The sequence below is a fragment of the Streptomyces incarnatus genome (genome assembly GCF_001027185.1).
GTDB classification, from domain to species: domain Bacteria; phylum Actinomycetota; class Actinomycetes; order Streptomycetales; family Streptomycetaceae; genus Streptomyces; species Streptomyces puniciscabiei.
The window spans coordinates 460,264-485,399 of sequence record NZ_CP011497.1 but is presented as its reverse complement, the minus strand read 5'-3'; the positions used below and the strand labels follow the sequence as shown (position 1 = coordinate 485,399).

Here is a 25,136-nt window from a genome sequence, read left to right as displayed (position 1 = left end):
ACGGCGGTGCTTCCTCGGTCCCTTGCTTCCATGCTCCCTCCCGGCCCGGCCCCGCCCAACCGCACGGAGCCGGGTCCGGTCGGACCTCGTACCTCCCGCTGTATCCATGCACATAACAGAGCAAACGGGCTCATAGTAGGGTATGGGTGGAACTGATGGAATCTGCGCCTGAGAGCTTCGCCGCAGCCACGCCGCGGGGACCGGGTGATCTCTTCGACGCGTCCACCGACGCGGCGGCGGTGATATCGGAACACGGCGTCGTGGTCGGCTGGACCCGCGGCGCCGAGGCGTTCCTCGGCCACGCGGCACGGGATGTCGTGGGCACCTCCGCCGCGCGCCTGCTCGCCATGCCCGAGGATCCCGTACGGCTCGCCGGCGTCGTGGAGCGGTGCCGCTGCGGAAACGGCTGGAGCGGGCAGATCGCCGTACGCCACCGCGACGGCCGCAGCCTCGGCGTACAGCTGCGGGTCTCGGCCTCGTTCCGCGTCGGCGACACCGAGTGCTTCCTGGTCTCGGCCCGGGAACAGCGGCAGCGGTGGACCATGGGCCAGTCCGTCCTGGACGGGTTCCTGACCCGCTCGCCGGTCGGCATGGCCGTCATGGACACCGAACTGCGCTACGTCTGGCTGAACGACACCCTGGAACGGTTCGGCGGGGTCCCCCGGGAGGAGCGGCTCGGACGGCGGCTGAGCGAGCTGCTGCCCGGAGTGCAGGGGGAGGCCCTGGAGGGCCTGATGCGCAAGGTGCTCGCGACGGGCCTGCCGGTGACGGACTACGAGTACACCGGCTGGAGCTGGGCCGACCCGCACCGCCGGCACGCCTACTCCACCTCGTTCTTCCCCCTGGTCGACGCCGACGACGCCATCACCGGCGTCTGCTACATGGTCCAGGACGTCACCGAGCGGTGGAACGCCCGGCAACTGCTGACCATGGTCAACGAGGCCGGCACCAGCATCGGCACCACGCTCGACGTGATGCGGACCGCCCAGGAGCTCGCCGACTTCGCCGTCCCCCGCTTCGCGGACTTCGTCATCGTCGACCTGCTGGAACCCGTGCTCAGCACCGAGGGCCACGGGGCGTGGCTGACCGACGCGGGACCCGCGCTCGCCAGGCCCGTGCTGCGCCGGGCGGCACTGCGTTCGGTGCGCGAGGGCGCCCCCGAGGCCGTCGTCGGGATCGGCGGGCGCGTCGACTTCCTCCCGCCGCCGCACGACGGGCACCTCATCCTCGACGGCGAGCCCCTGCTCATCCCGGTCCTCGACCCGTCCGACGAGCTGTGGGTCGCCCGGGACGCCGAGCGCGCGCAACGCATCCGCGAATACGGCCTGCACACGCTCATCGCCGTGCCGATGCGGGCGCGGAACACCGCCCTCGGCCTCGCCACGTTCGCCCGGTCGCTCAACCCCGTCTCGTTCGGGCCCGACGACGTCCTGCTGGCCCGGGAACTGGTGGCACGCGCCGCGGTGTGCGTCGACAACGCCCGCCGCTACACCCGGGAGCACACGGCGGCGATCACCCTCCAGCGCAGCCTGCTGCCCCCCGCCCTGACCGGCGGCTCCGCGCTGGACGTGGCCTCCTCCTACCTGCCGGCCGACCCCTCCGGTGGCGTCGGCGGCGACTGGTTCGACGTGATCCCGCTGTCCGGCGCACGGGTCGGTCTCGTGGTGGGCGATGTCGTGGGCCACGGCATCGGCGCGGCGGCGAGCATGGGCCGGCTGCGCACCGCGGTGCAGACCCTCGCCGCCCTGGAGATGCCCCCCGACGACCTGCTCGCCCATCTGGACGACCTCGTGCTCCGGCTCAGCGACGAGGAGGCGGCCGCCGGCACGGCCGCCCGCAGCACCTTCATCGGCGCCACCTGCCTCTACGCCGTCTACGACCCGGTCAGCCGACGGTGTGCGATGGCCCGGGCCGGCCACCCGCCGCCCGTCGTGGTGGCACCGGACGGACACGCCCGCTTCCCGCAGATCCCCGCCGGGCCCCCGCTCGGACTGGGCGGCATGGCCTTCGAGGCCACCGAGATCGAACTGGCCGAGAACAGCCTCCTCGGCCTGTACACCAACGGTCTCATCGAGGGCTGCGACCACGACGTCGAGCGGGGCATGGCCCGGCTCGGCGAGGTCCTCGCCCACACCGGGGACGACCTCGACACGCTGTGCGCGTCCGCCGTACGGCAGCTCGTGCCCGTGCCCCAGCCCGACGACATCGCCCTGCTCCTCACCCGCACCCACACCCTGGGAGCCGACCGGGTCGCCTGCTGGGACGTACCGGCCGACCCGGCCGCGGTCGGCACCCTCCGCTCCCTGGCCACCCGCCAGGTCGAGGACTGGGGCCTCTCGGAGCTGGCCATGACGACCGAACTCGTCGTGAGCGAACTCGTCACCAACGCCATCCGCTACGCCGCGACTCCCATACGGCTGCGGCTCCTCCGCGACACCCGCCTCACCTGCGAGGTCGCCGACGCCAGCAGCACGGCCCCCCGGCTCAGGCATGCCAGGAGCACGGACGAGGGCGGCCGCGGGCTGTTCCTGGTGGCCCAGCTCACCCAGCGCTGGGGCGCCCGGTACACCGGCGACGGGAAGATCATCTGGGCCGATCAGGAGATCCCCCGCGACCAGGATTTGCCTTCGAGTGGACTCCAGCGTCCAGACTGACCCCGACGACCATCCGGGCCGAGCACAGAACAGGACGGCGGCAGCCGATGACAGTGACACACAGGGCGGGGCACCCGTTGCCGTACGCCACCTACCGCGAGGCCGTCGCCCGCGAGACCCTGCGTTTCTCCGAGGTGGTCAAGGGCGCCGACCCGGCGACCCCCGTGCCCTCGTGCCCCGACTGGACCCTGACCGACCTCACCCAGCACGTCGGAGCGCTGCAGCGCTGGTTCGCCACCCTGCTGACCCGGCTGGTGCAGGAGCCTCCGCGCAGCCGGGACGTCGAGCTCGGGCTGCCGCAGGACGTGCGGGACTATCCCGACTGGGTGGCGGCGGGGGTGCCGGACGTCGCGGCCGTCCTGCGGGACACGGACCCCGAGGCGCCGATGTGGGTGTGGGGCGAGGACCGGCACGCCCGGTTCTGGGCCCGCCGGATGCTGTTCGAGACGCTGGTGCACCGGATCGACGCGGAGCACGCCGTCGGCCTGGCCTCGGACATCGACCCCGTGCTCGCGGCGGACGGCGTGGACGAGTTCCTCGTCAACCTGCCCTACGCGGGCCTGTTCGCCCCCGGTGTCGGGAAGCTGCGCGGTGACGGCGAGATCCTCGCCTTCCGGAGCACGGGCGGTGACGGCGGCCCCGGTGAGGAGTGGCGGATGCGGCTGGAAGCGGACGGCTTCCGCCCGGTGGACCTCGGGGCCGAGGAGTCCGAGCCGGTCACAGCGGCGGTGCGCGGGCGGGCGGCGGACCTGCTGCTCCTCCTCTACGGGCGGCGGTCGTACCAGGACTCCGCCTTCGAGGTCTCGGGACCGGCCGCGGTCCTCGACAACTGGTTCGCCCACACCGCGTTCTGACCCGCGCCGCGCTCACCCGGCCGGCGGCTCCTCCAGCGGCTCCTCCGGCTGTTCCACGGGCAGCTGGCAGACCGCGAGGGCCGCGGTGTCGTCCTGAAGGCCCTTGTGGCTGTAGGCCAGCAGGTCGTCGTGGAGCCGTGCGAGCAGCTCCGCCGGTGGGAGGGGCCCCCAGGAACGCAGGCGGTCGAGCAGCGGGTAGAAGGCGCCGGTCGCGTCCCGCGTCTCGGTCACGCCGTCCGTGTACAGCAACAGCAGATCGCCGGGCCGGAACGGGTGGGTGTCGAGGTGGTACGGGTCCTCGACCAGCATGCCGAGGTTCAGGGGCGGAGCCGGCCGGCCGCCGTCCAGTTCGCGCACCTCGCCGGCCCGCAGCCGGACGGGCGGCGGATGGCCGCAGTTGACGATGCGGACGACGTGGTCGTCGGCGGGGATCTCGGCGAAGACCGCGGTGACGAACCGTTCGCTCGTCTCCGTCCCGCCGAGCCGCGTCGCCCTGCGGCGCATGCTCGTGTCCACCCGGTCGGCCAGCGCGAGCAGATCGGGCTCGTCGTACGCCACCTCGCGGAACGCCCCGAGCATGGCCGCCGCGGTCTCGACCGCCACCAGGCCCTTGCCGCGGACGTCCCCGATGAGCAGACGGACGCCGAACCGGGTGGGGACCGCCTCGTAGAGGTCGCCGCCGATACGTGCCTCGGCGGCGGCGGAGAGATACAGGCTCTGCAGACGGAGGTTGCCGATCCGGTGCGGCAGGGGGCGGAGCAGGACGCGCTGCGCGGTCTCGGCCACGAACCGCACGTCGGCGAGCGTGCGTTCGCGCCGGATCCGGTGGGCGGCCAGGATCGCGCCGAGGCCGCCCACCAGGGCCGTACAGATGTAGGACGCGATGTAGTGACGGTCCCACAGATAGCCGGCGGACCGGCCGGCACAGCAGGGAGTACCGGCCAGCACCGCTTCGAGTCCGACGGCGAACACCGTGGCGGCGCCGACGGCCACGGGCCCGTGGCCGAAGGCGGCCAGTACGGGAACGGCGATCAGCGCGAAGCTCACCGGCCAGTCGACGGGTGTGAGCGGCTCCAGCAGCAGCACGGCCGCGACGTACAGGACGGGCAGCCAGCGCAGCCACGCCGGAGGGGCCGGCACCCGGGGCTGTGTGGTTCCGTCCTGCTCCGGCTCCCGGCCGGTCCGTCCGTGCTTCACCCGTCCAGCCTGGTGTGCCGCGCCCCCCTACCCCCGGGATTGCTCCACTCAACGGCATGTTCCGGCGGTCAGCTCCGTCCCCGTGCCGAGGAGGAACCGCCGAAGCCGATCGCGAAGACGTGCAGGCCCCCGGCGGCGACATCGGACGGCAGGCGCACGCTGCTGACCGTCTTGCCCGGACTCAGGGGCACCGGCGTCGTGGCGAACACGTAGGTGCGCGTGCTGTCGGACGCGGTGCCCGCGTGGTTGCGGTAGGGCATGGTCACCGCGACGGTGTTGTCGGCGAGCGGTGAGGCGGCGCCGGCGCTCAGCGTCCAGTCGGACAGGCCGAGGGCGACGGACTGTGTCGTGCCGTCCGTGTAGGTGACCGTCGCGGTGCCGGACACCGGGCCGTTGTTGGCGGCGCCCAGGAAGGAGATGCTGCCGGAGCCGGACGTCCGTACCGTCTGCCCGTTCGCCTCGTAGTTGTCCGCGGCGCCCGCCGCCACCTGGGGCCAGGTGAACGTGACCCCGTTGACCGTGACCTTCGAGCCGGGGGTGACTCCCGCGGTGGCCAGGGCGTGCGCGGAGTAGCTGTAGCCCGCGCCGTCGAAATTGGCCGAGGCCGCGGCGGCGTCGCCGGACGTTCCGACGTCGGTGTAGCCGGGGGCGCCCGGGTAGGAGCGCGGGGCGGCGGAGGCGTCCGACGCCCAGGAGGTGTTGGGGGAGGTGCCGAGGACGTAGGTGAGGGTGCCGCCGCGGGTCAGCGCACCGTCCGGCGCGTGGGCGGCGTTCCATGCCGTGCCGTTCCAGGTGGCGGACTGGACGTACGGCGCGTCGTCCGCGGCCCCCGTGCCGTTGATCGTGAGGGTGTGGCCGGACGGCAGGGTGATCACTGCCTGGCCGAAGAGCGGGCTGCCCAGGGCCAGATCGGCGGTGCCGGGGGTCTCCGGGTACATGCCGAGGGCGGACCACACGTACCACGAGCTCATCTCGCCCAGGTCGTCGTTGCCCGCGAGACCGGACGGTGCGTCGGTCCAGATCTGGTCCTGGACCTGCCGGACGACCTTCTGCGTCTCATAGGGGCGGCCGATGTAGTCGTACTCCCAGGGGATGTTGAGGCTGGGCTCGTTGCCCAGGTTGGTGTATCCGCCGGCGCCGGTCAGTGAGGACAGGTCGGTGTCCAGGTACGCGGCCAGGGCCGCGTCACCGCCCATGGCGGTCGCCAGCCCGTGCACGTCGAACGGCACCATCGGCGTGTACTGCCAGGAGTCGCCCTCGACGAAGTTCTTCCCCGAGGTGGGCGAGAAGCCGGCCGTCCAGGTGCCCGAGGCGTCGCGCGGCCGGACGAAACCGCTGCCGAAGTCGAACAGGTTCTGCCAGTCCCGCGCCCGGTCGGCGAACCGGTGCTGGTCCGCGGTGTGTCCGAGGGCACCGGCGAAGGCCGAGACGGCGAAGTCGGCCGAGTCGTACTCGAGCGTGGTGGACGCCGCCCCGTAGAAGTTGCAGCAGCCGTACTTCCCGTTGCTGGGCAGCCGGCCCAACTGCTCCAGATAGGCGAGCCCGGGCCGGTTGTCGTTGGGCACGGTGGCCTCCGCGATCATGCCCTTGAGCGCGGTCGCGGTGTCGAAGTTCCTGGCCCCGAAGGCGTAGTAGTCGGCGATGATCTCGTCCGCCGGGTCGCCGACCATGACGTAGGTCTCCCCGTTGTTCTCCGACCACTTGGGGAACAGGCCGGTCTGGCGGTAGTCGTCGACCATCGACTGGGCGGTGTCGGCGGCGGTCAGCGGGGCGACCAGGGCCTCCAGCTGGGCCTGCGAGCGGTAGACGTCCCAGCCCGAGTAGTTGGCGTAGGCGGCGCCGTGGCCCTTGTCGACGGTGTGGACCTTGCCGTCGAAGCCGGGGTAGCGGCGGTCGGTGTCACTGATCACGTTCGGATGCAGCAGCGCGTGGTAGAGCGCGGTGTAGAACACGGTCTGCCTCTCGGGCGTCCCGCCGGCGATCCGCACCCGGCCGAGGAGCGACTTCCAGGCGTTGTGCGCCGCGCCGCGCACCTTGTTCAGGTCCCAGCCCCTGTTCTCCGCCTGCCGGTTGCCCACGGCGCCGGCCGCCGACACGTACGAGATGCCGACCTTGGCCTGCACGGCCCGGTGGGAGGTGGTGTCGAACGTGACGTAACCGTCGGAGCCGCTCGCCCGCGGAGCGAAGCCGCGGGGCGTACGGGGCACGGTGCCGTGCAGTGTGGGCTTGTTCGGCGCCTCGGGGGCGCTGGGGGAGGCATTGCTCCTGGGTGTGGTGGGCGGGACGGCGGCCAGGGCGGTGCCGCTGTGGCGGAACGGCCGGTCGAAGACCATGTCGTAGTAGACGGTGTAGGAGTTGCCCTCGCCGCAGAAGTTGCCGCTGGTGACCTTGCCTCTGACTTCTGTGTCGTTCACCACGTCGAACTCGGCCGCGCTGACGCCGTTCTCGCTGTCCGTGAGCTTGAACAGCAGGTTCGCCTGGCTGGTCGACGGGAAGGTGAACCGGGCCATGCCGCTGCGGGTGGTGGCGGTCAGTTCCGTCTTCACGCCGTTGTCCAGGGACACCGTGTACGCACCGGGGCTCGCGGACTCCTGGGCGTGCGAGAAGCCGACCGTGGCCCGTGTGTCGAGCGCGCCGACGGTCGGCAGCACCGGGATGTCGCCGGCGGCCCGGCAGCCCGGTCCCGCGATGTGGGTGAGGCCGAATCCGGTGATGGCCGAGTCGGCGTACTCGTAGCCGCCGCCGTCCGGCCGGTGCGGGCTGGTGTCGGGGCTCCACTGGACCATCCCGAACGGGGTGTCGGCGCCCGGGAAGTCGTCGGCGGCGTGCGAGGTCCCGATGAACGGATTCACCGCGGCGGCCGGGTCGGCGACCGGCGCCAGGGAGACGGGACCGGCGTGGGCGGGGGCGGAGACGGCACCCAGGACCAGGGCACCGGTGGCCAGCACGGACAGGAGGCGGAACGGCACCATCGTGACCACGTCCCTTCGACAACGTTGTCCCGAAGGTTGCCCCTTGAGCCCCTGCTGTCAAGGATGCGCGGTGCAGAACCAGCCGTTCGCCTGACAGAACGTCACATCACGCGAGAATCCGCCGACTTGGCGCAAGTCCAAAACTTTTCATAAGGCCAAAGCCACAAATCTTGACGGCAACCACCACGGTGCGTACGTTCCGCAGCGGCCGCTCCGGAGCTCCAACTCGACCGCTCCCCACCCCGATCACCCCATCGAGGAGCCCAGCATGCGCGGAAGCCCCAGATCGCTCGCGTCGCTCCTGGCCGTCATCGGCCTCGTCCTGGGCGCGTTGCTCGGTACGCCCGCACCGGCGCAGGCCGCCGGTTCACTGCCCTGCGACATCTACGGCGCCGCCGGCACCCCCTGCGTCGCCGCGCACAGCACGGTGCGCGCGCTCTTCTCCTCCTACGACGGCCCGCTGTACCGGGTGACCCGTGCCTCCGACGGGGCCGGCGCCGACATCGGGCTGCTGTCCCCGGGCGGCTATGCCGACGCGGGGCAGCAGGACAGGTTCTGCGCGGACACCACCTGCGCCATCACGAGGATCTACGACCAGACCTCCCGGCACAACGACCTCACCCCGGGACCGGCGGGCACCTCCGGCATGGGCGCGGACCGGGGCGCGGACGCGTCCGAGATCGCCGTCACCGCGGGCGGACACAAGGTGTACGGCGTGTGGATCTCGCCGGGAGTCGGTTACCGGTACACGGGTGCCGCCTCGGGTGTCGCCGTCAACGGGCAACCGGAGGGCGCCTACATGGTGGCCAGCGGCACCCACGTGGGCTCCGCCTGCTGCTTCGACTACGGCAACGCCGAGAGCACACCGGCCGACACCGGCAACGGCCACATGGACGCGGTCAGCCTCGCGACCACCTGCTACTTCGCGCCGTGCACCGGCTCCGGGCCGTGGGTCGAGGCCGACCTGGAGAACGGCATGTTCCAGGGCGACAACGGCTCCAACCCCGCCAACCGGGGCAACGGCAGCACCTTCGTCACGGCCGTGCTGAAGAACGACGGGCGGACGCGGTACGCGCTCCAGGGCGGCGACGCACAGTCCGGCGGGCTCACCACCTGGTGGGACGGCGCCCTGCCCACGCGCGGCGGCTATCAGCCCATGCACCAGGAGGGCGGCATCATCCTCGGCACGGGCGGCGACAACAGCAACTGGAACATGGGCACGTTCTTCGAGGGCGTGATGGTCTCCGGCTACCCGGCCGCCGCGGCCGAGAACGCCGTCCAGGCGAACATCGTCTCCGTCGGCTACTCCGGGGAGACCAATGTGCCCAACGGCCCCCAGGTCACCATCGCCGGCCCCGGCGGCAAGTGCGTCGACGTCGCCGCCGACGACACCGGCACCGACGGCGCGGCCGTACAGCTGTGGGACTGCCAGTCGTACGCCGAGGACCAGCACTGGACGCACTTCGCCGACGGCAGTCTGCGCACGCTGGGCCGGTGTCTGGACATCGTGGGCAATGGGACGGCGGACGGGGCGAAGGTGGAGTTGTGGGACTGCGATGGTGTGGGTGGGCAGAGGTGGGTGCAGCAGGGTGATGGGTCGCTGCTGAATCCTCAGTCGGGGCGGTGCCTGGACTCTCCCAGTGGCGCGACGGCCAACGGCACGCGGCTGCAGATCTGGGACTGCAACGGCTCGCCGGCCCAGAAGTTCCGGCTGGGGTGACAGAGATGGCTTCTGGGCCGCCGATGGCATCTGACCGGGCGTCGGAAGGTGTGGTCAGACGATGTCCTCTTCCTCCGGTACGACGACCTGGTCGACGAGCCGCTGGATCTGTTCGCCGGGCAGGGCCACCGCCATGGCCCAGTAGTAGATGACGAGGCTGAACGCGGCCGTGACCCCGATGTCCCACCACAGCGGGAACCAGGGGTGCTTCAGCGGCCCGAAGTCGCTGAGGTAGACGATGAGCCCCATGCCCACCAGGTAGACCGGCAGCCACTGCGCGGCACGCAGGTCGAGCTGCGGGGTGATGGGGTTCATCTTGAACACCCGGTTCGCGATCAGGATGACGTAGCCGATCAGGATGGCGACGCCGAGCTTCCAGTCGGTGGTCCAACCCGACCACAGGATCAGCAGGTTGGCGACGATGAAGGCGAGCGGCGACAGCACGCCGCCGCCGGGCAGCCGGTAGGGACGGTGGGCCTCGGGCAGCCGGTTGCGGAACACCCCGAAGGACAGCGGAGCACCGGCGTACATCAGCACACTGGCGCTGGTGATGAGGCCGACCAGGGAACGCCAGCTGGGGAACGGCAGGAAGCAGATGCAGCCGACCACGAAGGCGGTGATCAGGCCGACCCAGGGAACGCCGCGCCGGTTGGTGTTCTCGAAGGCGGAGGGCACGTAACCGTTACGGCTGAGGCCGTACGACACCCGGGAGGATCCGGTGATGTAGATCAGGCCGGTGCCGGCGGGGGAGATCACGGCGTCGAGATAGAGGACCGTCGCCAGCCAGCCCAGGCTGATGAGCGTGGCGACCTGGGCGAACGGCCCGCTCAGCGCGGTGAACGCGGAGTTGGCCCAGTGACTGCCGATCTGCGAGGCGGGCAGCGCGGCGAGGAAGGTGACCTGCAGCAGGATGTAGATCAGGATGCCGAGCAGGATCGACCCGATCACCGCCCGCGGGATGTCCCGCTTGGGGTTGGCGCTCTCGCCGGCGAGCTGGTCGGCCTGCTCGAAGCCCAGCAGCGCGAAGATGATGCCGCTGGTGGAGACGGCGGACAGGATGCCCTTGGCCCCGTACGGGTTGAAACCGTCCGCCGCGGTGAAGTTGGCGGTGTGGAACTGGGCGATGGCGAACACGAAGATCGTCAGCAGCGGGACGCCGACCTTCCACCAGGTCGCGGCGCTGTTGGTGCGGGCCAGGAGCCGGATGCTGAGGAAGTTGATGGCGGTGATGACCGCCATCAGCCCCACCGCGACGGCGATGCCGGGCGGGGTCAGGACGTGCTCGCCGCCCTTGACCTTCTCCCAGCCGCTCGCCCAGGAGTAGTGCTGGCCGTAGGTGATCATCGCCAGCACCTCGATGGGCGCCACCGTGGCCGCCTGCAGCCAGGAGAACCAGCCGAACGACGCGCCGGCGGCGCCGCCGAAGGCGTAGTGCGGGAAGCGCGCGGTGCCGCCCGAGACCGGGTACATGCCGCCCAGCTCCGCGTGCACCAGCGCCAGGATCAGGATCGCGATGCCGCCGATGCCCCAGGAGATGATCGCCGCCGGACCCGCGGCCGCCAGGGCGCCCTGCGCGCCGAACAGCCATCCGGATCCGATGATCGACCCCTCCGAGGCCCAGATGAGTCCGACGAAGCCGATCTCCCGCCGAAGCCCGGGTTTGTGGGTCTTCGGGCCGGGCGTCGCCTCTGACACGGCCATGGAGCACCCCCTCGATAGGGTGATATGCATCACTATCGTGCCACGCTGACGCGGTCATGGCGCTCGACGTGCACGCACCGGTTTCTGACGCGGTCGAGCCTGCCCGGGGGCACCTCCGCTCAGCGGTCAACCGGAGGCGAGGCCCGGTCCGGCCGGCGGGGCGCCGGTGACCGCCGCGCGGTAGAGGGCCTGCGTGGCGGTGCCGAAGTAGGCGCTGTAGGAGACCTGCGGGGTGTTGCCGCCGGTGTGATAGCCGCCGATCACTCCGACGACCGCCCATCCACCGGGCCAGGGCACGAGCATGGGGCCACCGCTGGTCCCGCCCACGAAGGCGTCGCAGGCGATGCGCGGGAACGTGCCCGGGTCGGCCGGGTCGTCGCTGTCCCACCTGGTGGTCCAGCTCCAGCACTCCAGCGGCTTCTCCGCCCCCGCCGGGTAGCCGATCATCCGTACCGGGGCGTGGTAGTAGCCGGCACCGGTGAGCAGCCGCACGCCACCGACCGCGTCCTCGAGGCGTGTCCCCTCCTGGTTGGGCTCCGTGACCGCGAAGGCGAAGTCGTAGGCGGCGCCCGCGTGTTCACCCAGGTCGTAGTACTGCTGCGCGACATAGACGCCGTTGCTCCGCACGGGGAAGATCCCGAACGGCTTGAGGCTGTCGTGGTACTGCGGGACGAAGGCCAGGTGCCGCTTGGGTGAGGTGCCCGCGTAGCCCTTCAGGCAGTGGCCGGCGCTCAGCACCAGGTCATGGCCGGGACTGCGCACGACGGAGCCGCTGCACGTGCGGCCGGTACCACTGGCATCCGTCCAGAAGAAGGTGCCGGCCTGGGGGATGCCGTCGAAGCTCCTGCTGGGCGGGATGTACTCGCCCGGCCGGGGGCCGTCCACGGCAGGGGACGCGCCGCTCGCCGGGGTAGCCGTTCCGGTGCCTTTGCTGGCGTCGGCGGGCAGCGCTGCCTCCATGCGCGCCGGCGTCCAGTAGGCGTCGAGCCGGTCGGCGAGCGTGCCCGGGTCGTCCGCGGCGCCGTCGCCGGAAGGGGTCGTGGTGCCGAGGGACGGCATGGGGCTGTCGCCGGCCGTCGTGAGTGTCTTGGCCGTCGCTTGTCTCTCGGCAGTCGTGTTTGTCTCGGCCGTCGTGTTTGTCTCGGCAGTCGTGTGTGTCTCGGCGGAGGCCGTGGTGGTGAGGCCGGTGCAGAGCAGAAGGGCTGCCGCGCAGACGGCGGCGTAGCGCGCGATCCTGGTCCCGGGCTCCATCAGTTCCCCTCAGAGCGGACGCAAGTGACGGCCCACCATAAGCCTGCCGCCGCGGTCGGCACAGTGGGCGCGGCCGCATCGGGCGCACCGGAGGCGGACAACTCCCTCCGGTGCGCGCACGCGTGCCGCCCCGTCAGGTCGCCCGGCGCAGCGGGGGCACGGCCGGCACCTCGTCGGCGTTCGCGAGGTCGGCCTCGGTCAGCCGGAAGCCCTCGGGATAGTGCTCGCGCCGGGTACGCCGGGCCGGTTCGCTGGTGCGCCACATGTACAGGCACCGCGGGCACCGCAGCACGTCCCAGACCCCGGGGACGGGGGAGGCGTGGATGTGCTCGGTGTCTCCGTGCGCGCAGCGCGGGCAGCCGGGGCGGGTGGGGTCGGCCATGACGGGTCTCCTTGCCGGGGTGGTGTGGGGGGTAGTGGTGGGGGGGAGGGGGATGCCGGGGTGTGGGGAGAAGGGGCGCGTGCGGTCAGCGGCGGGCGGCGAGAGCCTGCAGTCGCGTGAGCCATGCGGCCGTCTCGGGCAGGTCCCGGACGGGGTTGCCGTAGGTGCCGCGGCGGTCGGGGGCGACGGGCGTCGTGGCGTCGATGACGAGCTTGTCCACGATTCCGGGGGTCTGCGCCTGCGGTGCCAGTTCGACGACCGGCAGACGGGGGACGGTGATCAGGTCTTCGGCTGGGTTCATCTTCGTCGACAGGGCCCACATCACCTGCGGCAGGTCGAACGGGTCGACGTCCTCGTCCACCACGATCACCGTGGTCGCGTAGCCGAGCCCGTGCGGTGTCGTCAGCACCCGCAGTCCGACCGCCTTGGCGAAGCCGCCGTACCGCTTCTTCGTCGACACGATGACGACCAGTCCGTGCGTGTAGGAGGCGTTGACCGCCTGTATCTCCGGGAAATCCGCCTTCAGCTGCTGGAACAACGGCACGGACGTGTTCGCCGCGATGAGGTAGTCGCACTCCGTCCATGGCATCCCGAGATAGAGGTGCTCGAAGACCGGGTCGGTCCGGTACGAGATCCGGTCCACGCGGATCACCGGCATGCTGCGCCCACCCGAGTAGTGCCCCGTGAACTCGCCGAACGGGCCCTCGATCTCCCGCCTGCGCCCCTCGATGACGCCCTCGATCACCACCTCGCTGCCCCATGGCACGGGCAGCCCGGTCAGGGGCGCCCGGGCGATCGGGGCGGGTGCTCCACGCAGGGCGCCGGCCAGACCGTACTCGTTCTCCTCGTACTTCATCGGGGTGGACGCGGCGATGGTGATCACCGGGTCGTTGCCGAGGGTGATGGCCACGGGCAGGTCCTCGCCCCGCTCCTCGGCGGTCTTCAGCTGCAGGGCGATGTCATGCATGGGCACCGGCTGGATCGCGAGCCTGCGCGGGCCCTTGACCTCGAGGCGGTAGATGCCGAGGTTCTGCTTGCCGCTGTGCTCGGGGTCGTCGGGGTCCTTCGAGACGACCGCGGCCTTGTCGATGTAGAAGCCGCCGTCACCGTCGTTGAGCCGGATGAGCGGCAACACCCGGAAGACGTCGGCGTCTTCGCCCTCGAGGGTGTTCTGAGCCCAGGGCGAGTTCTCGCGCCACTCGGGCTCGACCGGGAACGCCTCCCAGCGCCGGGCGAACTCGGCGACCTGCTCCTTGGCGCCGGTCTCCTTCGGCAGGCCGAGTGCGAGCGCGTGGTTGGCCCATGAGCCATGGACGTTCATCGCGATGCGCGCGTTCGTGAACCCCTTGACGTTGTCGAAGAACAGCGCCGGGGCAGCGTCTCCGAGGCGTGGAGCGGCATTCGCCGCGGCGGCGATGTCGGGCTCCGGCAGCACCTGTTCCGCCACCCGGAGAAGCTGACCCTCCTTGTCGAGCGTGTCGAGGAAGCCACGAAGATCGTCGTAGGGCATGGGAAGTCCTTTCGCGGGGGACCTGGGAATCGCGGGGGAACATGGGAGTGGCGGAGGGGGACGGTGACCGGGCCGGTGCTGCCCGGGGCCGGGCGTCTCGGGAGGGCGCCGCGGCCTCAGCCGGTAGGTCTCAGGGCGCGGGCCGCCCGCATGCCCTCCCACCGTCGGGGCGAGGGCGCGGGCAGGCCGAACTGGTCGAGGACGCGTGTGACGACGTGGTCGACGATGTCGTCCACCGACTGCGGATGGTTGTAGAACGCCGGCATCGGCGGAACCAACTGCACCCCCTTCCGGGCGAGTGCGAGCATGTTCTCCAGATGGATCTCGCTCAGCGGTGTCTCACGGGGGACGAGGACCAGCCGGCGCCGCTCCTTCAGCACCACATCCGCGGCCCGTCCCACCAGCCCGTCGGCGTACCCGGCGCGGATACCGGCGAGGGTCTTCATCGAGCACGGCACGACGATCATGCCGTCCGTCCGGAACGAACCCGACGAGATGGCCGCCCCCTGGTCCTCCGGCGCGTACGTGACCTCGGCCAGCGCGGTGACCTCGGGGACCGTGAGTCCGGTCTCCAGCTCGATGGTGGTCCGCGCCCAGCGACTGAGCACCAGGTGCGTCTCCACCTGCGGGAGCGTCGCCAGACCCTCCAGCAGCCGGACGCCGAACACGGCCCCCGTCGCTCCCGTCATGCCCACGATCAATCGCACGCGCCTCGGCTCCTTCCTCTTTGTTCGACCTGCTCGGTACGACGGTTTCGGTCACCGCCCTATCGACGCTAGGGGCGCCTTACGAGGTCGACGGCGTATCCTGAGGACACACCATGGACAAAAACGGACAGCCACGCCGCACCGGCCGGACCGAGGTCACCTCCGTCCCCTACCGCGCCGCCGTCGGCGCCCCACCCGGCGCGGAGGTCTTCGATCTCTCCGCCCTGTCCGGTCGCGCCCATGGCCATGGCCTTGACCCCTACGCCGCCAAGCGGCCCACCTTCCATGAACTGATCGCGGTGCGCGGCGGGCGGCTGCGCTGTTCCCTCGACTTCGGCGCGTGCGACATGACCGCGGGCGACTGGCTCTGGGTGCGGCCCGGCCAGGTCCACCAGTACGACTCCGACCTCGCTGAGGCCGACGGTGTCGTCGTGCTGTTCACCCCCGGGTTCCTCACCCCCGCGACCGTGCAGGCCGCACGGGTCGACCAGCCTGTCTGGCGGTCGCCCCTGACCCCCACGGACGCGGACGCGGCGGCCCTGGACGCCGTACTCCAGGTGCTCCGGAGCGAGTACCGAAGGCTCGCCGACCTGCCGCTGGAGATCCAGATCGACGTCGTACGGCACCTGCTGTCGGTCCTCGTGCTCCGGCTGTCCCACGCCCACGGCGTACGCGAGACGGCCGGGGCCGGCAGCGAGGCGTTCCGTCGCTTCCAGCGCGCCGTCGAGCGTGACTTCTGCCGGACCCACCGCGTCGAGGACTACGCCCACGCGCTCGGCTACAGCGTCCGGACCCTCACCCGGGCCACCCGCTCGGCGACCGGCACCGGAGCAAAGGCCTTCATCGACGACCGGGTCCTGCTGGAGGCACGGCGGCTGCTGTGGCACACCGACCTGCCGGCCGCGGCCGTCGGCGACCGCCTCGGCTTTCCCGGCGCCACCGTGTTCACGAGGTTCTTCCGGCGGCGCACCGGGGAGACCCCTGCCGCGTTCCGGGCCCGGGCCCGGGGGACGCATGAGGTGCGAGCCGAGGGGTAGACGCCCGTACCCGGCAAGGGACGGTCCTCGGCCTTGTCGGTATCGGCCCGATCGGAAGGAGAAGGCCATGAAGAAGCTGACAAGGAACGCGGGCGCGGTCGGGGCTGCCACCGCGATGGCCGCGGGTGCGCTCCTCGCCGGCGGCGGCCCCGCGGCGGCCGCCCCCGCCCCCCGTGCCACCGGGCACACGGCCGCCGGCGCCACGGCCGTGTCTGCGGGCCCCGCCCAGCACCGTCACCACGGTCTTCGGTGCATGGACCCATGGGTCGCCGGCCAGCTGGCGACGTTCGATCCTGCCGCCCGGCACCGCCTGGCCGTGTTCGACCCGTGGATCAAGGACCAGCTGGCGCGCTATGTCTCGCCCTCCTGTTAGCCCTGTGACGCTACCGCTGTCTTCCCGGCGGCGGCGCGGTCACCTCACGAACACCGTCTCCCGGCGCCGGACGGCACATCGAAGGGCCGAGCACGCCCACATCTGCCGGATCCGGCGCACGGGCCAGGCCCTCCGGCAGCGACCGTCCGTCCGCGTCGGGGGTCGCGGGCGGAGGAGGCATGGTCGCGAGAGGCCCGTTCGGGGAACTGGACCTTCGGCGGCTCGTAGGTGTCGTCGGCGGTGACCACCGCATAGCCGTGGCCGGCCCAATTGGCCGGACGCTTCGGCGAGTGCGGGGCGGGAGATGATTCGTCATGGATCAAGCCTGACGGCACGTCGGCTCCCGCACATCGGGGGACGTCCCCCATCTTGCCTCTCGGGGTATCCGTAGGGGCTGTTCGCTTCATGTCCCGTCGATGCGGTCGAGCAGCGCCCGGGGCCTCGACGGTGCGGTGGCGGTCCGGGCCGAACTCGGCCCGGCAGGCGTCGTGTCCGGCCTCGGCGAGAGCCTCCTCGTGCTGACCCTGACCGTTGGGACTGCGGACCAGGCCGAGGTGCAGGACCAGGGCCAGCCGGCCCGGTGCGGGGTGGGCGCCGAGGGTCTCGCGGGCGAGTGGCTCGGCCTTCTCATAGCGGAGATCGGCCGTGACCCCGCCTCGGTCACCCGTTCCATCCACCTGCCCGTGTCCTACGACCGGCCGGGTAGTACCCGGGATGCGATGGGCGAGGCCGTCGACGCCGGCTTCGGGCACATCGTGCTCGGGCTCCCGGCGCCGTACCCGGCCGAGGTCGCCCGCGGGGTCACCGACGCCCGGTGGGTCACCGACGCCTGGTGGGTCACCATGAGCTCATCGCCCCGTCGGCCTGAGCCGAGCCCGGCCGCGCCTCGCGGCCCAGCCGGCGTATGATCATCGGCAAGGCGGGGTCGTAGCACAGAGGTAGTGCGCCGCGACAGCATCTCGGAGGACGTCGGTTCAAATCCGACCGCCCCGCCCCTCTCCGCACCGTGAGGGACCACACCGGTCCGGAAGCGCCGGGCGCCGAGGCGGACGCCCGGCCAGGCCCTGCCGCACACCGGCCGGGCGCGGTGACCGTTCGGCTGGTCCCGGCGGCTCACACCCTGCGGTGCGCGTGCAGCAGGTATGCCGCGCGGTGCAGCGGGTCGTGGTCGGTGCGTGTGCGGGTTCGTGGAGCCGTGGCCGGGCGGTGGTGGTCGAACGCCGTCTCCAGGACGCCCTCGCCGCCGGTGAGTTCGGGCAGCTCGGCTTCCAGGCCGTGTACCTGGTCGGCGGGCAGGTGGCCGCCGACGACGTACGCGTCCCCGAGCACCACGGGCGGGTCCGCGACGGCGCGGCGGCGGGCCAGGGCCGACAACACGACCGCGCAGGCGCCCTGTGGGAACTCCAGGCGGAAGCGGTGCATCGGCTCGTGCACGACAGTCCCGGCCCGGCGCAGCGCGGTCATCAGGACCAGCGGGGTCAGGGCGCGGAACTCGCCGGCCGTGCTGCGGATGCTGCAGAAGCCGGAGTGGGTCATCGTCACCACGCAGTCGGGCACCTGCCAGCCGTACAGGCCCTGCCGCAGCGTGGCGTGGACCGTCTCCTCGACAGCGCGCATGAAGCCCAGCGGGAGCGAGCCGAGTTCGACCTCGCGGCGGAACACGACCCCGCCGCCGACCGGCGCCGGCTCCACCCGCAGCCCCACGGTGGCCAGGAACGGATTCCCGTCGTGGTCGAGGATCTCGTACGCCGCTCCGGTCCCGGTGACGCGCTCCACGCAGATCGGGGTGGTCTCCCGGAACGCGACCGTGAGCCCGTACTCCTCGGCCAGCGTGGTGGCGAGGACCTCCTGCTGCACCTCGCCGTACAGGGAGACGGACAGGTCCTGCCCTTCCGGATCCCGGCGCAGCCCGATCAGCGGGTCCTGCTCGGCGAGTTGGGTCAGGGCCAGGTGGAGCGCGCCCCGGTCGGCCGGCTCGGCGGGCACCACGACGGTCTCCAGCGAGGGCGGCGCGAAGACATGCCGGTACGGCCGGTCGTCCGGCTCCCGGCCGATCCCGTCCCCGATCCGGACGTCGGCGAGACCGCGCAGCACCGCGATCTGACCGGCTCGAACCGACGCCCGGCGTTCCACCGCGCCCCGGTCGAAGACGGCCAGGTCCGTGACCTTGCCCTCGCGCCCCGCGACCGGGACGCGGTCGCAGACCCTGAGTTCACCGGAGAACAGCCGGACGTACGCGATCTTCTCGCCGCTCTTGCCGCGCTCCACCTTGAACACCCGACCCGACAGCGGCTCTCCGGCATCCCCGCACCCGATGGGCAGGAATTCCCTTATGCCCTCGAGGAGTTCGGCGACACCCGTGCCGCTGATCGCCGAGCCGGCGTAGACGGGGTGGACGCGCCCGGCGCGGGCCTGTGCGGCGAGCGCGGTACGCAGCCGCTCGTACGTGACGGAGCGAGCGTCGGTGACGAACGCGTCGAGCAGGGTGTCGTCATGGAGGGTGAGCGCGTCCAGGAGGTTCTGCGTGAACGCGCTGTCCTCCGGTGCGAAGGCCACCGCCCGCGCGTCGGCCGTGCCGAGGCCGTCGGCGATCCGCACCATGGGGATCACCGGCACATCGAGCCTGCGCTCGATCTCGCGCAGCACGCGGGCGTCGTCGGCGCCGCGCCGGTCGGCCTTGTTGATGAACAGCAGGGTGGGGATGCCGAGCCGTTTCAGCGTCCGCATCAGCACGCGGGTCTGCGGCTGCACGCCCTCCACGGCGGAGACGACGAGCACCGCGCCGTCCAGGACACCGAGGACGCGTTCGACCTCGGCGATGAAATCGGGGTGTCCAGGGGTGTCGACCAGATTCACGGAGACGGCCGAACCGCCGCTGCCGAGGAGGAAGTTGGCGACCGCCGTCCTGATGGTGATGCCACGGCGGCGTTCCAGCTCCAGGCTGTCGGTCCGGGTGCTGCCCGCGTCGACGCTGCCGATCTCCTCGATGACCCCGGCCGCGTACAGCAGCCGCTCGGTCAGGCTCGTCTTACCGGCGTCGACATGCGCCAGGATCCCCAGGTTCAGCGTGCGAGACGTAGTGCGCACAGAGTGTCATGTCCTTCGGATTGATGGCCGTTCCTTTCGTGTGGGACATGAACTGTCGGCGCATCGGTCGTCTCCTTGGTCACAGAGGGCTGCTTCCGCAAGCCTGGCACATCGGACAGCGGGCAGCGAGGGAATTTCGGGGCCGGCGGTCGAAGTGGAGCGGGATTTCCCTCCCCTGGCCGTGGCCGTCGTCGATGTGGGGATGCGGGCGGCGAGCAGGGAGAGGTTGGCCGCGGGTGTGAGGCGGTCCTGGCTGCCGTGGAGGATCAGCGTCGGGGCCACGATGGTGGTGAGCGCGTCCCAGGCGTCGTGCTCGCGGCCGGCCCGCAGATGGCCGCGCCGGGCGTGCGCGGGCACGTCGGGGTCGCCGAGGACGCCGTACGGGCCGGACGCGTACCCGGGCTTCTCCTCCAGTCGGCGGATCTGCTGGCTCAACGGGGGGTGGGCGATGCCGAGACGGGCGGCGGGATGACCGAAGTGTGGTTCCTCGGCGAGCACGAGGAAGGCGCGCAGTTGCGGCAGCGGGTGTTCCGGGCGGTCCCTGTCCCCAGGGACATCAGCTCGTCCAGAAGCCCGTATTAGACGTATCGGCACTGGTCATCTAGCGTTCCGTGCATGACAGAGCGACGTGCGATCCTCAGCGGCTCGACGTTCGAGGAGCAGATCGGTTACGCCCGTGCCGTGGTCGACGGCGACTGGGTGCATGTGTCCGGAACCACCGGGTTCGACTACGCCACCATGACCATCCCGGACGACGTCGTGGAGCAGGCCGAGCAGTGCCTGCGCAACATCGAGGCCGCGCTCACCGAGGCGAAGTGCACCTTCGCCGACGTGGTGCGGGTGCGCTATCTGCTGCCGGACCGCGCGGACTTCGAGCCCTGCTGGCCGGTGCTGCGCCGCTGCTTCGGCACCGTCCGTCCGGCCGCCACCATGCTGGAGTGCGGCCTCGCCGACCCCCGCATGAAGATCGAGATCGAGGTCGACGCCCGCCGCCGCGCCGGTTGATCCCGCCCCGCGTCACGGCCAGGTCCACGGCTCGAGCGTCCGCCCGGTTCAGGACGCCAGGCCCCTTTGCCGCTCACCGCATCGGGCCCGTCCAGCCCACGTCACCAGCCCGTGCCGGATCGGTCACCACGCCCGGCCCGGATCACATCACCCGGCCTGTCCCGGCTCACGTCAGCAAGCCCGGCCGGCTGCCAGTTCGAAGGCCCGCTCCAGCTGCCGCCGTGCCTCGTCGGCCCGCAGCCGGGCCCACGACGGCTCGGGCCACCGCCGGTACAGGGCATCGCCCGCCGGCGGTTCCCAGGCTCGCACGGCCACCAGCCTGCGGCGGGCTCTGCGGGCCTCCAGGATGCCGCGGCGCAACGCGGCCGGCCCGGCGAGCGAGTCGCTCACCCCGACGACGACATCTCCGGCAGGCGTGTCACCGGCGGGTTCCTGTGGTGCCATGACCCTCACACCAGGAAGGCCAAAGCCGCACGGACAAAGTCCAATCGGCGGAAAGTGGCCTTGAAGGTGGAGAGGTGGATCGACGTGCGGGGGGCGGCTGTTCAGCGCTCCTCCGCCCGCTGCCCGGCATTCTCCGCCTCGGCGTCGACCTCCGCGTCCGCCTCGGTGTCCGCCCCGTTCCGTTCGCGGTTCGCCGGGCGCAGGAACTCCGACCACCCGCCCTCCGGCTTCTCACCGACCTGGAGGCTGCGCAGCTTCGCGAGGATCTCGGGGTCCTGGGCGTCGAGCCAGTCGACGAACTGCCGGAAGGAGACCAGACGGACGTCCTCCCGGTCGGCGATCTGCTTCAGCGCCTCTTCGGCCGCGTCCATGTAGATGCCGCCGTTCCAGTGCTCGAAGTGGTTGCCGATGAACAGCGGCGCCCGGTTGGTCTCGTACGCCCGCTGGAATCCGGCCAGGTACGCCTGTGTCGCCTGGGCCCGCCAGTAGGGGTAGTTGTAGGCGGGTGCCCGCGTCGAGTTCTTGGACTGGTTCGCCAGCATGTTGTAGTCCATCGACAGCACCTCGAAGGTGTGCCCGGGGAAGGGGATGCTCTGCAGCGGCAGGTCCCAGACGCCGTGCCGCTTCCTCGGCCAGCGCTGCAGCCCGCCCGGTGAGGAGGCGTCGTAGCGCCAGCCGAGTTCCCGTGCGACCGGCAGCAGGTTCGCCTGCCCGAGCAGGCAGGGGGTGCGACCGCCCACGAGTTCCTTGTCGTAGTCGAAGGGGAGCGACGGCTCGTCGTGCCAACCGGTGTGGGTGCGCCACGACTTGACGAAGGACCTCGCCTGCTCGATCTCGGAGTGCCACTGTGCGGGGGTCCAGTTGGCCACCGATCCGGGACCCTCGCAGAAGTGCCCGTTGAAGTGTGTGCCGATCTCGTGGCCGTCCAGCCAGGCCTGACGGACGTACTTCAGCGTCTCCTTGAGGTGCCCGTCGGTGAGGTAGCCGATGTCCGAGGCGCCGAGCGGATTGTTCGGCGGGTCGTAGAGCCGCTTCTTGTCCTCCGGCAGGAGGTAGAGGCCGGACAGGAAGAAGGTCATGTGCGCGCCGTGGTCGCGGGCGAGTTCCAGGAAGCGCGGGAACAGGCCGGTGCCCAACTCGCCGGCGCCGTCCCAGGAGAACACCACGAACTGCGGCGGTGTCCGCCCGGGTTCGAGCGCCATGGGCGACGCCGGCTGGTGCGGCTGGCGTCCGGTGTACGCCGTCGAGCCGTCGCCGATCAGCCGGTACGACCGCGGCTCGTCCGGGCTCCCGGGGAAGCCGTCCAGTCCGCCCCGGCCCTCGCAGGAGGCGAACGACAGGGCGGCCACACCGATGCCGGCGCCGAGGCCGAGGCGTGCCACACTCCGGCGGCTGATTCCGCTCATGGCCACCATCCCAACCCGCGCTCCGCCACGACGCGTTGTGCGCACCCTCAGTCCGAAACTCCCGACGCCTCGCACCATAGAGGAGATAAACATACAAACTGGTTAATTGAGTGCGGTGTGGCGCGGGAAGCAGCCGCCAACCGCCGCAGGTGTCACCCGCCCGGCGGAGGGTCCGGGCTGGGCGGTATCGGTACCTTCTGCGTCCGGGTGTTTCAGCGGAACGCGGCCACGTTGCGTGCCGCCCACGCCGAGAAGGGGGTCGCGGGGCGGCCGAGCAGGCGCGCCGCATCCGGGGCGACCGCCTGCTCCCGCGGGGTGGGCGCGCCCAGGACGGCGAGTGTGCCCTCGGCGACGGCGGGCGGCATGAAGCGGACCATCTGGGCGTGGGCCTCCTCGCGGCTCTGTTCCACGAACGTCACCGGTTCCCCGAGCGCGGCGGCGATCGCCGCCGCACGCTGTCGTGGGGTGGTGGGCTCCGGGCCGGTCAGCGTGTACGTGGCGCCGTCGTGTCCGTCCTCGCGCAGTACGGCCGCCGCCACCGCGGCCACGTCGTCCGGATCGACGAACGGCAGCGCCACATCGGCGAAGGGTGCCGCGGCGATGCGGTGCCGGCGGACCGGCTCGGCCCAGGCCAGCGCGTTGGAGGCCAGCCCGCCCGAGCGCAGCACGGTGAACGGCAGCCCAGAATCGGCCACCGCCGCCTCGAAGCGGGCCGCGTGCGCGTAGGCGGCCGGCCGGGTGCCCACGCCCTGCGAGGACAGCAGCACCACCCTCCCCACCCCGGCCGTGGCGGCCCGGCGCAGGATGCCGGCCGGATCCTCGCCGGCCACGAGCAGGAACAGTGCCTCGGCGCCCTCCAGGGCGGGGGCGAGGCTCTGTGGCTCCCCGAGATCGGCGGCCACCGCTCGCACTCCCGGTGGCACGTCCGCCGCGCCGATGCGCCGGGCGACGGCCGTCACCCTCTCCCTGGCCTGGCTCAACGTCGCGACCAGGGTTCGTCCGACGTTCCCCGTGGCGCCCGTGACAACGATCACGACAGCTCCTTCACTCGACTGAGTTAGTTGACTGACTAATAGGGACCTTAGTTCGCGGCGCCTTCCCTTGTCTATGCTTAGTCAGGTGACTGACTCAGATTCCCCCGCCACGGCCCGGGCCGGGCGACCCGGCCGGTCCACTCGGGGCGGCAAGCGTGAGCGCCTGGTCAAGGCGGCCGTCCAGGTGTTCCACGAGCAAGGTGTGGAGAAGACCACCCTCGGCGACATCGCCCGCACCGCCGAGGTGCCGCTCGGCAACGTCTACTACTACTTCAAGACCAAGGACCAGCTGGTCGAAGCCGCGGTGGACGCCCACTGCGAACACCTGGACCGGCTCACCGCCCGGTTGGACGCCCTCCCGGACCCGGCCGCCCGACTGAAGGCCCTCGTCGCCGGCTGGGTCGACCAGCGCGAGACCGCGGCCCGCTTCGGCTGCCCCTTCGGCACGCTCGCCACCGAGCTCGACAAGCGCGACGACGGTCTGGACCGGGCCGCCGCGAAGGTCATGCGGGCCCTGCTCGACTGGGTGGAGTCCCAGTTCGCCCAGCTGGGCCGCGCCGACGCCGCCGCCCTCGCCGTCGAACTCGTCGCCGCCTACCAGGGCATGTCGGTCCTCACCAACACCCTGCGCGATCCCGCCCTGATGGCCGACCAGGGCGAACGCCTCCAGCTGTGGCTCGACGGGATCGCGGGGCGGTAGGGAGCCGCTCGTCCGGGTCCGCGGCGCCGGGCCGGTCGTCGGCGCCGGCCGGCGGGTCGGCGAGGTCCCGCTCCTCGGCCTGCGGGGCGTGGCGGACGTACGGCTGGCGCGCTCGCGCTGACCGAGCCGCCCCCCGGGTGGCGAACAGGGGAGCGCCCCCGTTCGTCGCCGCGGACTCACCCGGCTCAGGTCGCCAGGTCCCGTTCCTCCACCGCGACCGGCACCACGGTGATGTGCTGGACGGCCCGGCTGAGCACCACCACGCCGCCGACGATCAGCAGGGCGCCGGCCGCCTCCGGTACGAGCCACCAGCCGGTGCGGATCCGTTCCCCGAACAGGGTGATGCCGAGCGCCAGGCTCACCACCGCGTCGCCGATGGTGAGCGCCGGCTGCGCCGCGGCCAGCGGACCGGCCTGGAGCGCGTTCTCCAGGAGGATCACGGCCGCGACGCCGGCGAGCGCGAAGCCGTACGTCTGCCAGGACCGCAGGAACGCCGCGAATCCGTGGTCGGCGAAGGTGCCGCTGGCCGATTTCAGCAGAGCGGCGGTGAGCGCGTTGCCCGTGGCGGAGGCGGCGGCCAGCAGCGCGGCGCGCCGGGCCGGCGAGCGGTCCCGGCCGGACAGCAGAACCGCCGCTGCCATCCCGCCGACGCACAGGCAGAGCGCCGGGATCCAGCGGCTGAGCGGAGCGTGGTCGACGGCGCCGTGCGGGGCGGCGGCGATCAGGAGCACGGCGAGGCCCGTGACACAGGCGCCGACGCCCCACCAGCCCGAGTGGGGCAGCCGCCGGTGCATCAGCGGGGCGGCGACGAGCAGCGCGAAGGGCAGCTCCAGGATGAACAGCGGCTGGACCAGCGCGAGCGGGCCGTTCACCAGGGCCAGGCTCTGGAACAGCGCGGCGCAGACCACACCGCACATGCCGATCACCCAGAAGGGGCGGCGCACCAGCTCCGCGAGCAGCCGGAGCCCGCCGCGGCTGCTCGCCGACGCGGCCTTGCGCTGGAAGGCGGTGCCCACGGCGTTGCTCGCCGCGCCCGCGACGGCGAACGCCGCGGCCAGTCCGATCACGGCCGTCTCCTGCCTGCGGGGAGGCCTCCCGGAGG

The 25,136-nt window shown here is 71.8% G+C and carries 19 protein-coding genes, 1 tRNA gene and 2 pseudogenes; 9 read left to right on the top strand and 13 right to left on the bottom strand.

Annotation, left to right across the window (positions count from 1 at the left end):
• The first annotated feature begins 155 nt into the window (after positions 1-155).
• Together ABB07_RS02125 and ABB07_RS02120 are read left to right on the top strand one after the other, a co-directional pair.
• Positions 156-2,654: a SpoIIE family protein phosphatase gene (locus tag ABB07_RS02125; RefSeq protein ID WP_208896956.1), complete on the top strand. Its 2,499-nt coding sequence runs from the start codon at positions 156-158 to the stop codon at positions 2,652-2,654.
• Between the two features lie 47 nt (positions 2,655-2,701).
• A complete protein-coding gene (locus ABB07_RS02120; RefSeq protein ID WP_208896955.1) occupies positions 2,702-3,508 on the top strand; it encodes a maleylpyruvate isomerase family mycothiol-dependent enzyme in 807 nt (268 codons plus the stop codon).
• Between the two features lie 12 nt (positions 3,509-3,520).
• On the opposite strand, the gene ABB07_RS02115 is transcribed toward ABB07_RS02120, so the two are convergent.
• Positions 3,521-4,627: a PP2C family protein-serine/threonine phosphatase gene (locus ABB07_RS02115; RefSeq protein WP_208903229.1), complete on the bottom strand. Its 1,107-nt coding sequence runs from the start codon at positions 4,625-4,627 to the stop codon at positions 3,521-3,523.
• A 146-nt stretch (positions 4,628-4,773) separates the two neighbouring features.
• Positions 4,774-7,677 (bottom strand): lectin, encoded by a 2,904-nt coding sequence (locus ABB07_RS02110; RefSeq protein ID WP_208896954.1) that lies wholly within the window; start codon positions 7,675-7,677, stop codon positions 4,774-4,776.
• A gap of 268 nt (positions 7,678-7,945) precedes the next feature.
• Between ABB07_RS02110 and ABB07_RS02105 the strand changes: the two genes are divergently transcribed.
• Entirely contained in the window at positions 7,946-9,397 is a 1,452-nt protein-coding gene (locus ABB07_RS02105) for an arabinofuranosidase catalytic domain-containing protein (RefSeq protein WP_208896953.1), read from the top strand.
• 54 nt (positions 9,398-9,451) lie between these two features.
• Here ABB07_RS02105 and ABB07_RS02100 read toward each other — a convergent pair whose 3' ends face one another.
• The 5 genes from ABB07_RS02100 to ABB07_RS02080 form a co-directional block, all read right to left on the bottom strand.
• A complete protein-coding gene (locus ABB07_RS02100; RefSeq protein WP_208896952.1) occupies positions 9,452-11,098 on the bottom strand; it encodes an APC family permease in 1,647 nt (548 codons plus the stop codon).
• 126 nt (positions 11,099-11,224) lie between these two features.
• On the bottom strand, positions 11,225-12,349 hold the full coding sequence (locus tag ABB07_RS02095; RefSeq protein WP_208896951.1) for a trypsin-like serine peptidase: 1,125 nt from the start codon (positions 12,347-12,349) through the stop codon (positions 11,225-11,227).
• 133 nt (positions 12,350-12,482) lie between these two features.
• The gene (locus ABB07_RS02090) at positions 12,483-12,731 is read right to left on the bottom strand and encodes a non-oxidative hydroxyarylic acid decarboxylases subunit D (RefSeq protein ID WP_208896950.1); all 249 of its coding nucleotides are present in this window, start codon (positions 12,729-12,731) and stop codon (positions 12,483-12,485) included.
• An 85-nt stretch (positions 12,732-12,816) separates the two neighbouring features.
• Complete coding sequence (locus ABB07_RS02085; RefSeq protein WP_208896949.1) at positions 12,817-14,241, bottom strand: non-oxidative hydroxyarylic acid decarboxylases subunit C; 1,425 nt, start codon at positions 14,239-14,241, stop codon at positions 12,817-12,819.
• Positions 14,242-14,357: 116 nt separating this feature from the next.
• Entirely contained in the window at positions 14,358-14,948 is a 591-nt protein-coding gene (locus ABB07_RS02080; RefSeq protein WP_208896948.1) for a non-oxidative hydroxyarylic acid decarboxylases subunit B, read from the bottom strand.
• Between the two features lie 113 nt (positions 14,949-15,061).
• Between ABB07_RS02080 and ABB07_RS02075 the strand changes: the two genes are divergently transcribed.
• From ABB07_RS02075 to ABB07_RS02060, 4 genes and pseudogenes are all read left to right on the top strand, one after another.
• Positions 15,062-15,985, top strand: a complete 924-nt coding sequence (locus ABB07_RS02075; RefSeq protein ID WP_208896947.1) for a helix-turn-helix transcriptional regulator — start codon at positions 15,062-15,064, stop codon at positions 15,983-15,985.
• A gap of 67 nt (positions 15,986-16,052) precedes the next feature.
• Positions 16,053-16,358 (top strand): hypothetical protein, encoded by a 306-nt coding sequence (locus ABB07_RS02070; protein ID WP_208896946.1) that lies wholly within the window; start codon positions 16,053-16,055, stop codon positions 16,356-16,358.
• A gap of 632 nt (positions 16,359-16,990) precedes the next feature.
• A pseudogene (locus ABB07_RS40455) lies at positions 16,991-17,266 on the top strand (hypothetical protein); the annotation flags it as partial.
• 11 nt (positions 17,267-17,277) lie between these two features.
• Positions 17,278-17,352, top strand: a tRNA-Leu gene (locus ABB07_RS02060).
• Positions 17,353-17,471: 119 nt separating this feature from the next.
• Here ABB07_RS02060 and ABB07_RS02055 read toward each other — a convergent pair.
• Complete coding sequence (locus ABB07_RS02055) at positions 17,472-19,445, bottom strand: elongation factor G (protein WP_244189176.1); 1,974 nt, start codon at positions 19,443-19,445, stop codon at positions 17,472-17,474.
• A 390-nt stretch (positions 19,446-19,835) separates the two neighbouring features.
• Positions 19,836-20,024: pseudogene (locus ABB07_RS02050) on the bottom strand (LysR family transcriptional regulator); the annotation flags it as partial.
• A gap of 36 nt (positions 20,025-20,060) precedes the next feature.
• Here ABB07_RS02050 and ABB07_RS02045 point away from each other — a divergent pair.
• Positions 20,061-20,450: a RidA family protein gene (locus tag ABB07_RS02045; protein WP_208896945.1), complete on the top strand. Its 390-nt coding sequence runs from the start codon at positions 20,061-20,063 to the stop codon at positions 20,448-20,450.
• A 171-nt stretch (positions 20,451-20,621) separates the two neighbouring features.
• Here the strand turns inward: ABB07_RS02045 and ABB07_RS02040 are convergent, their stop codons facing one another.
• From ABB07_RS02040 to ABB07_RS02030, 3 genes are all read right to left on the bottom strand, one after another.
• A complete protein-coding gene (locus ABB07_RS02040; RefSeq protein WP_208896944.1) occupies positions 20,622-20,894 on the bottom strand; it encodes a hypothetical protein in 273 nt (90 codons plus the stop codon).
• Positions 20,895-20,995: 101 nt separating this feature from the next.
• Positions 20,996-22,300 (bottom strand): polysaccharide deacetylase family protein, encoded by a 1,305-nt coding sequence (locus ABB07_RS02035; protein ID WP_208896943.1) that lies wholly within the window; start codon positions 22,298-22,300, stop codon positions 20,996-20,998.
• Positions 22,301-22,512: 212 nt separating this feature from the next.
• Positions 22,513-23,334, bottom strand: a complete 822-nt coding sequence (locus ABB07_RS02030) for an SDR family oxidoreductase (RefSeq protein WP_208896942.1) — start codon at positions 23,332-23,334, stop codon at positions 22,513-22,515.
• 85 nt (positions 23,335-23,419) lie between these two features.
• Here ABB07_RS02030 and ABB07_RS02025 point away from each other — a divergent pair, with 85 nt between their 5' ends.
• Entirely contained in the window at positions 23,420-24,034 is a 615-nt protein-coding gene (locus ABB07_RS02025) for a TetR/AcrR family transcriptional regulator (protein ID WP_425264672.1), read from the top strand.
• Between the two features lie 185 nt (positions 24,035-24,219).
• On the opposite strand, the gene ABB07_RS02020 is transcribed toward ABB07_RS02025, so the two are convergent.
• On the bottom strand, positions 24,220-25,101 hold the full coding sequence (locus ABB07_RS02020; protein ID WP_208896940.1) for a DMT family transporter: 882 nt from the start codon (positions 25,099-25,101) through the stop codon (positions 24,220-24,222).
• Positions 25,102-25,136 lie beyond the last annotated feature (35 nt).

Excerpts from the sequence above, each read along its gene's own strand:
- ABB07_RS02125 (WP_208896956.1), top strand. The coding sequence starts at position 156 with ATGGAATCTGCGCCTGAGAGCTTCGCCGCAGCCACGCCGCGGGGACCG.
- ABB07_RS02120 (WP_208896955.1), top strand. The coding sequence starts at position 2,702 with ATGACAGTGACACACAGGGCGGGGCACCCGTTGCCGTACGCCACCTAC.
- ABB07_RS02110 (WP_208896954.1), bottom strand. The coding sequence starts at position 7,677 with ATGGTGCCGTTCCGCCTCCTGTCCGTGCTGGCCACCGGTGCCCTGGTC.
- ABB07_RS02105 (WP_208896953.1), top strand. The coding sequence starts at position 7,946 with ATGCGCGGAAGCCCCAGATCGCTCGCGTCGCTCCTGGCCGTCATCGGC.
- ABB07_RS02100 (WP_208896952.1), bottom strand. The coding sequence starts at position 11,098 with ATGGCCGTGTCAGAGGCGACGCCCGGCCCGAAGACCCACAAACCCGGG.
- ABB07_RS02095 (WP_208896951.1), bottom strand. The coding sequence starts at position 12,349 with ATGGAGCCCGGGACCAGGATCGCGCGCTACGCCGCCGTCTGCGCGGCA.
- ABB07_RS02090 (WP_208896950.1), bottom strand. The coding sequence starts at position 12,731 with ATGGCCGACCCCACCCGCCCCGGCTGCCCGCGCTGCGCGCACGGAGAC.
- ABB07_RS02085 (WP_208896949.1), bottom strand. The coding sequence starts at position 14,241 with ATGCCCTACGACGATCTTCGTGGCTTCCTCGACACGCTCGACAAGGAG.
- ABB07_RS02075 (WP_208896947.1), top strand. The coding sequence starts at position 15,062 with ATGGACAAAAACGGACAGCCACGCCGCACCGGCCGGACCGAGGTCACC.
- ABB07_RS02070 (WP_208896946.1), top strand. The coding sequence starts at position 16,053 with ATGAAGAAGCTGACAAGGAACGCGGGCGCGGTCGGGGCTGCCACCGCG.
- ABB07_RS02045 (WP_208896945.1), top strand. The coding sequence starts at position 20,061 with ATGACAGAGCGACGTGCGATCCTCAGCGGCTCGACGTTCGAGGAGCAG.
- ABB07_RS02040 (WP_208896944.1), bottom strand. The coding sequence starts at position 20,894 with ATGGCACCACAGGAACCCGCCGGTGACACGCCTGCCGGAGATGTCGTC.
- ABB07_RS02035 (WP_208896943.1), bottom strand. The coding sequence starts at position 22,300 with ATGAGCGGAATCAGCCGCCGGAGTGTGGCACGCCTCGGCCTCGGCGCC.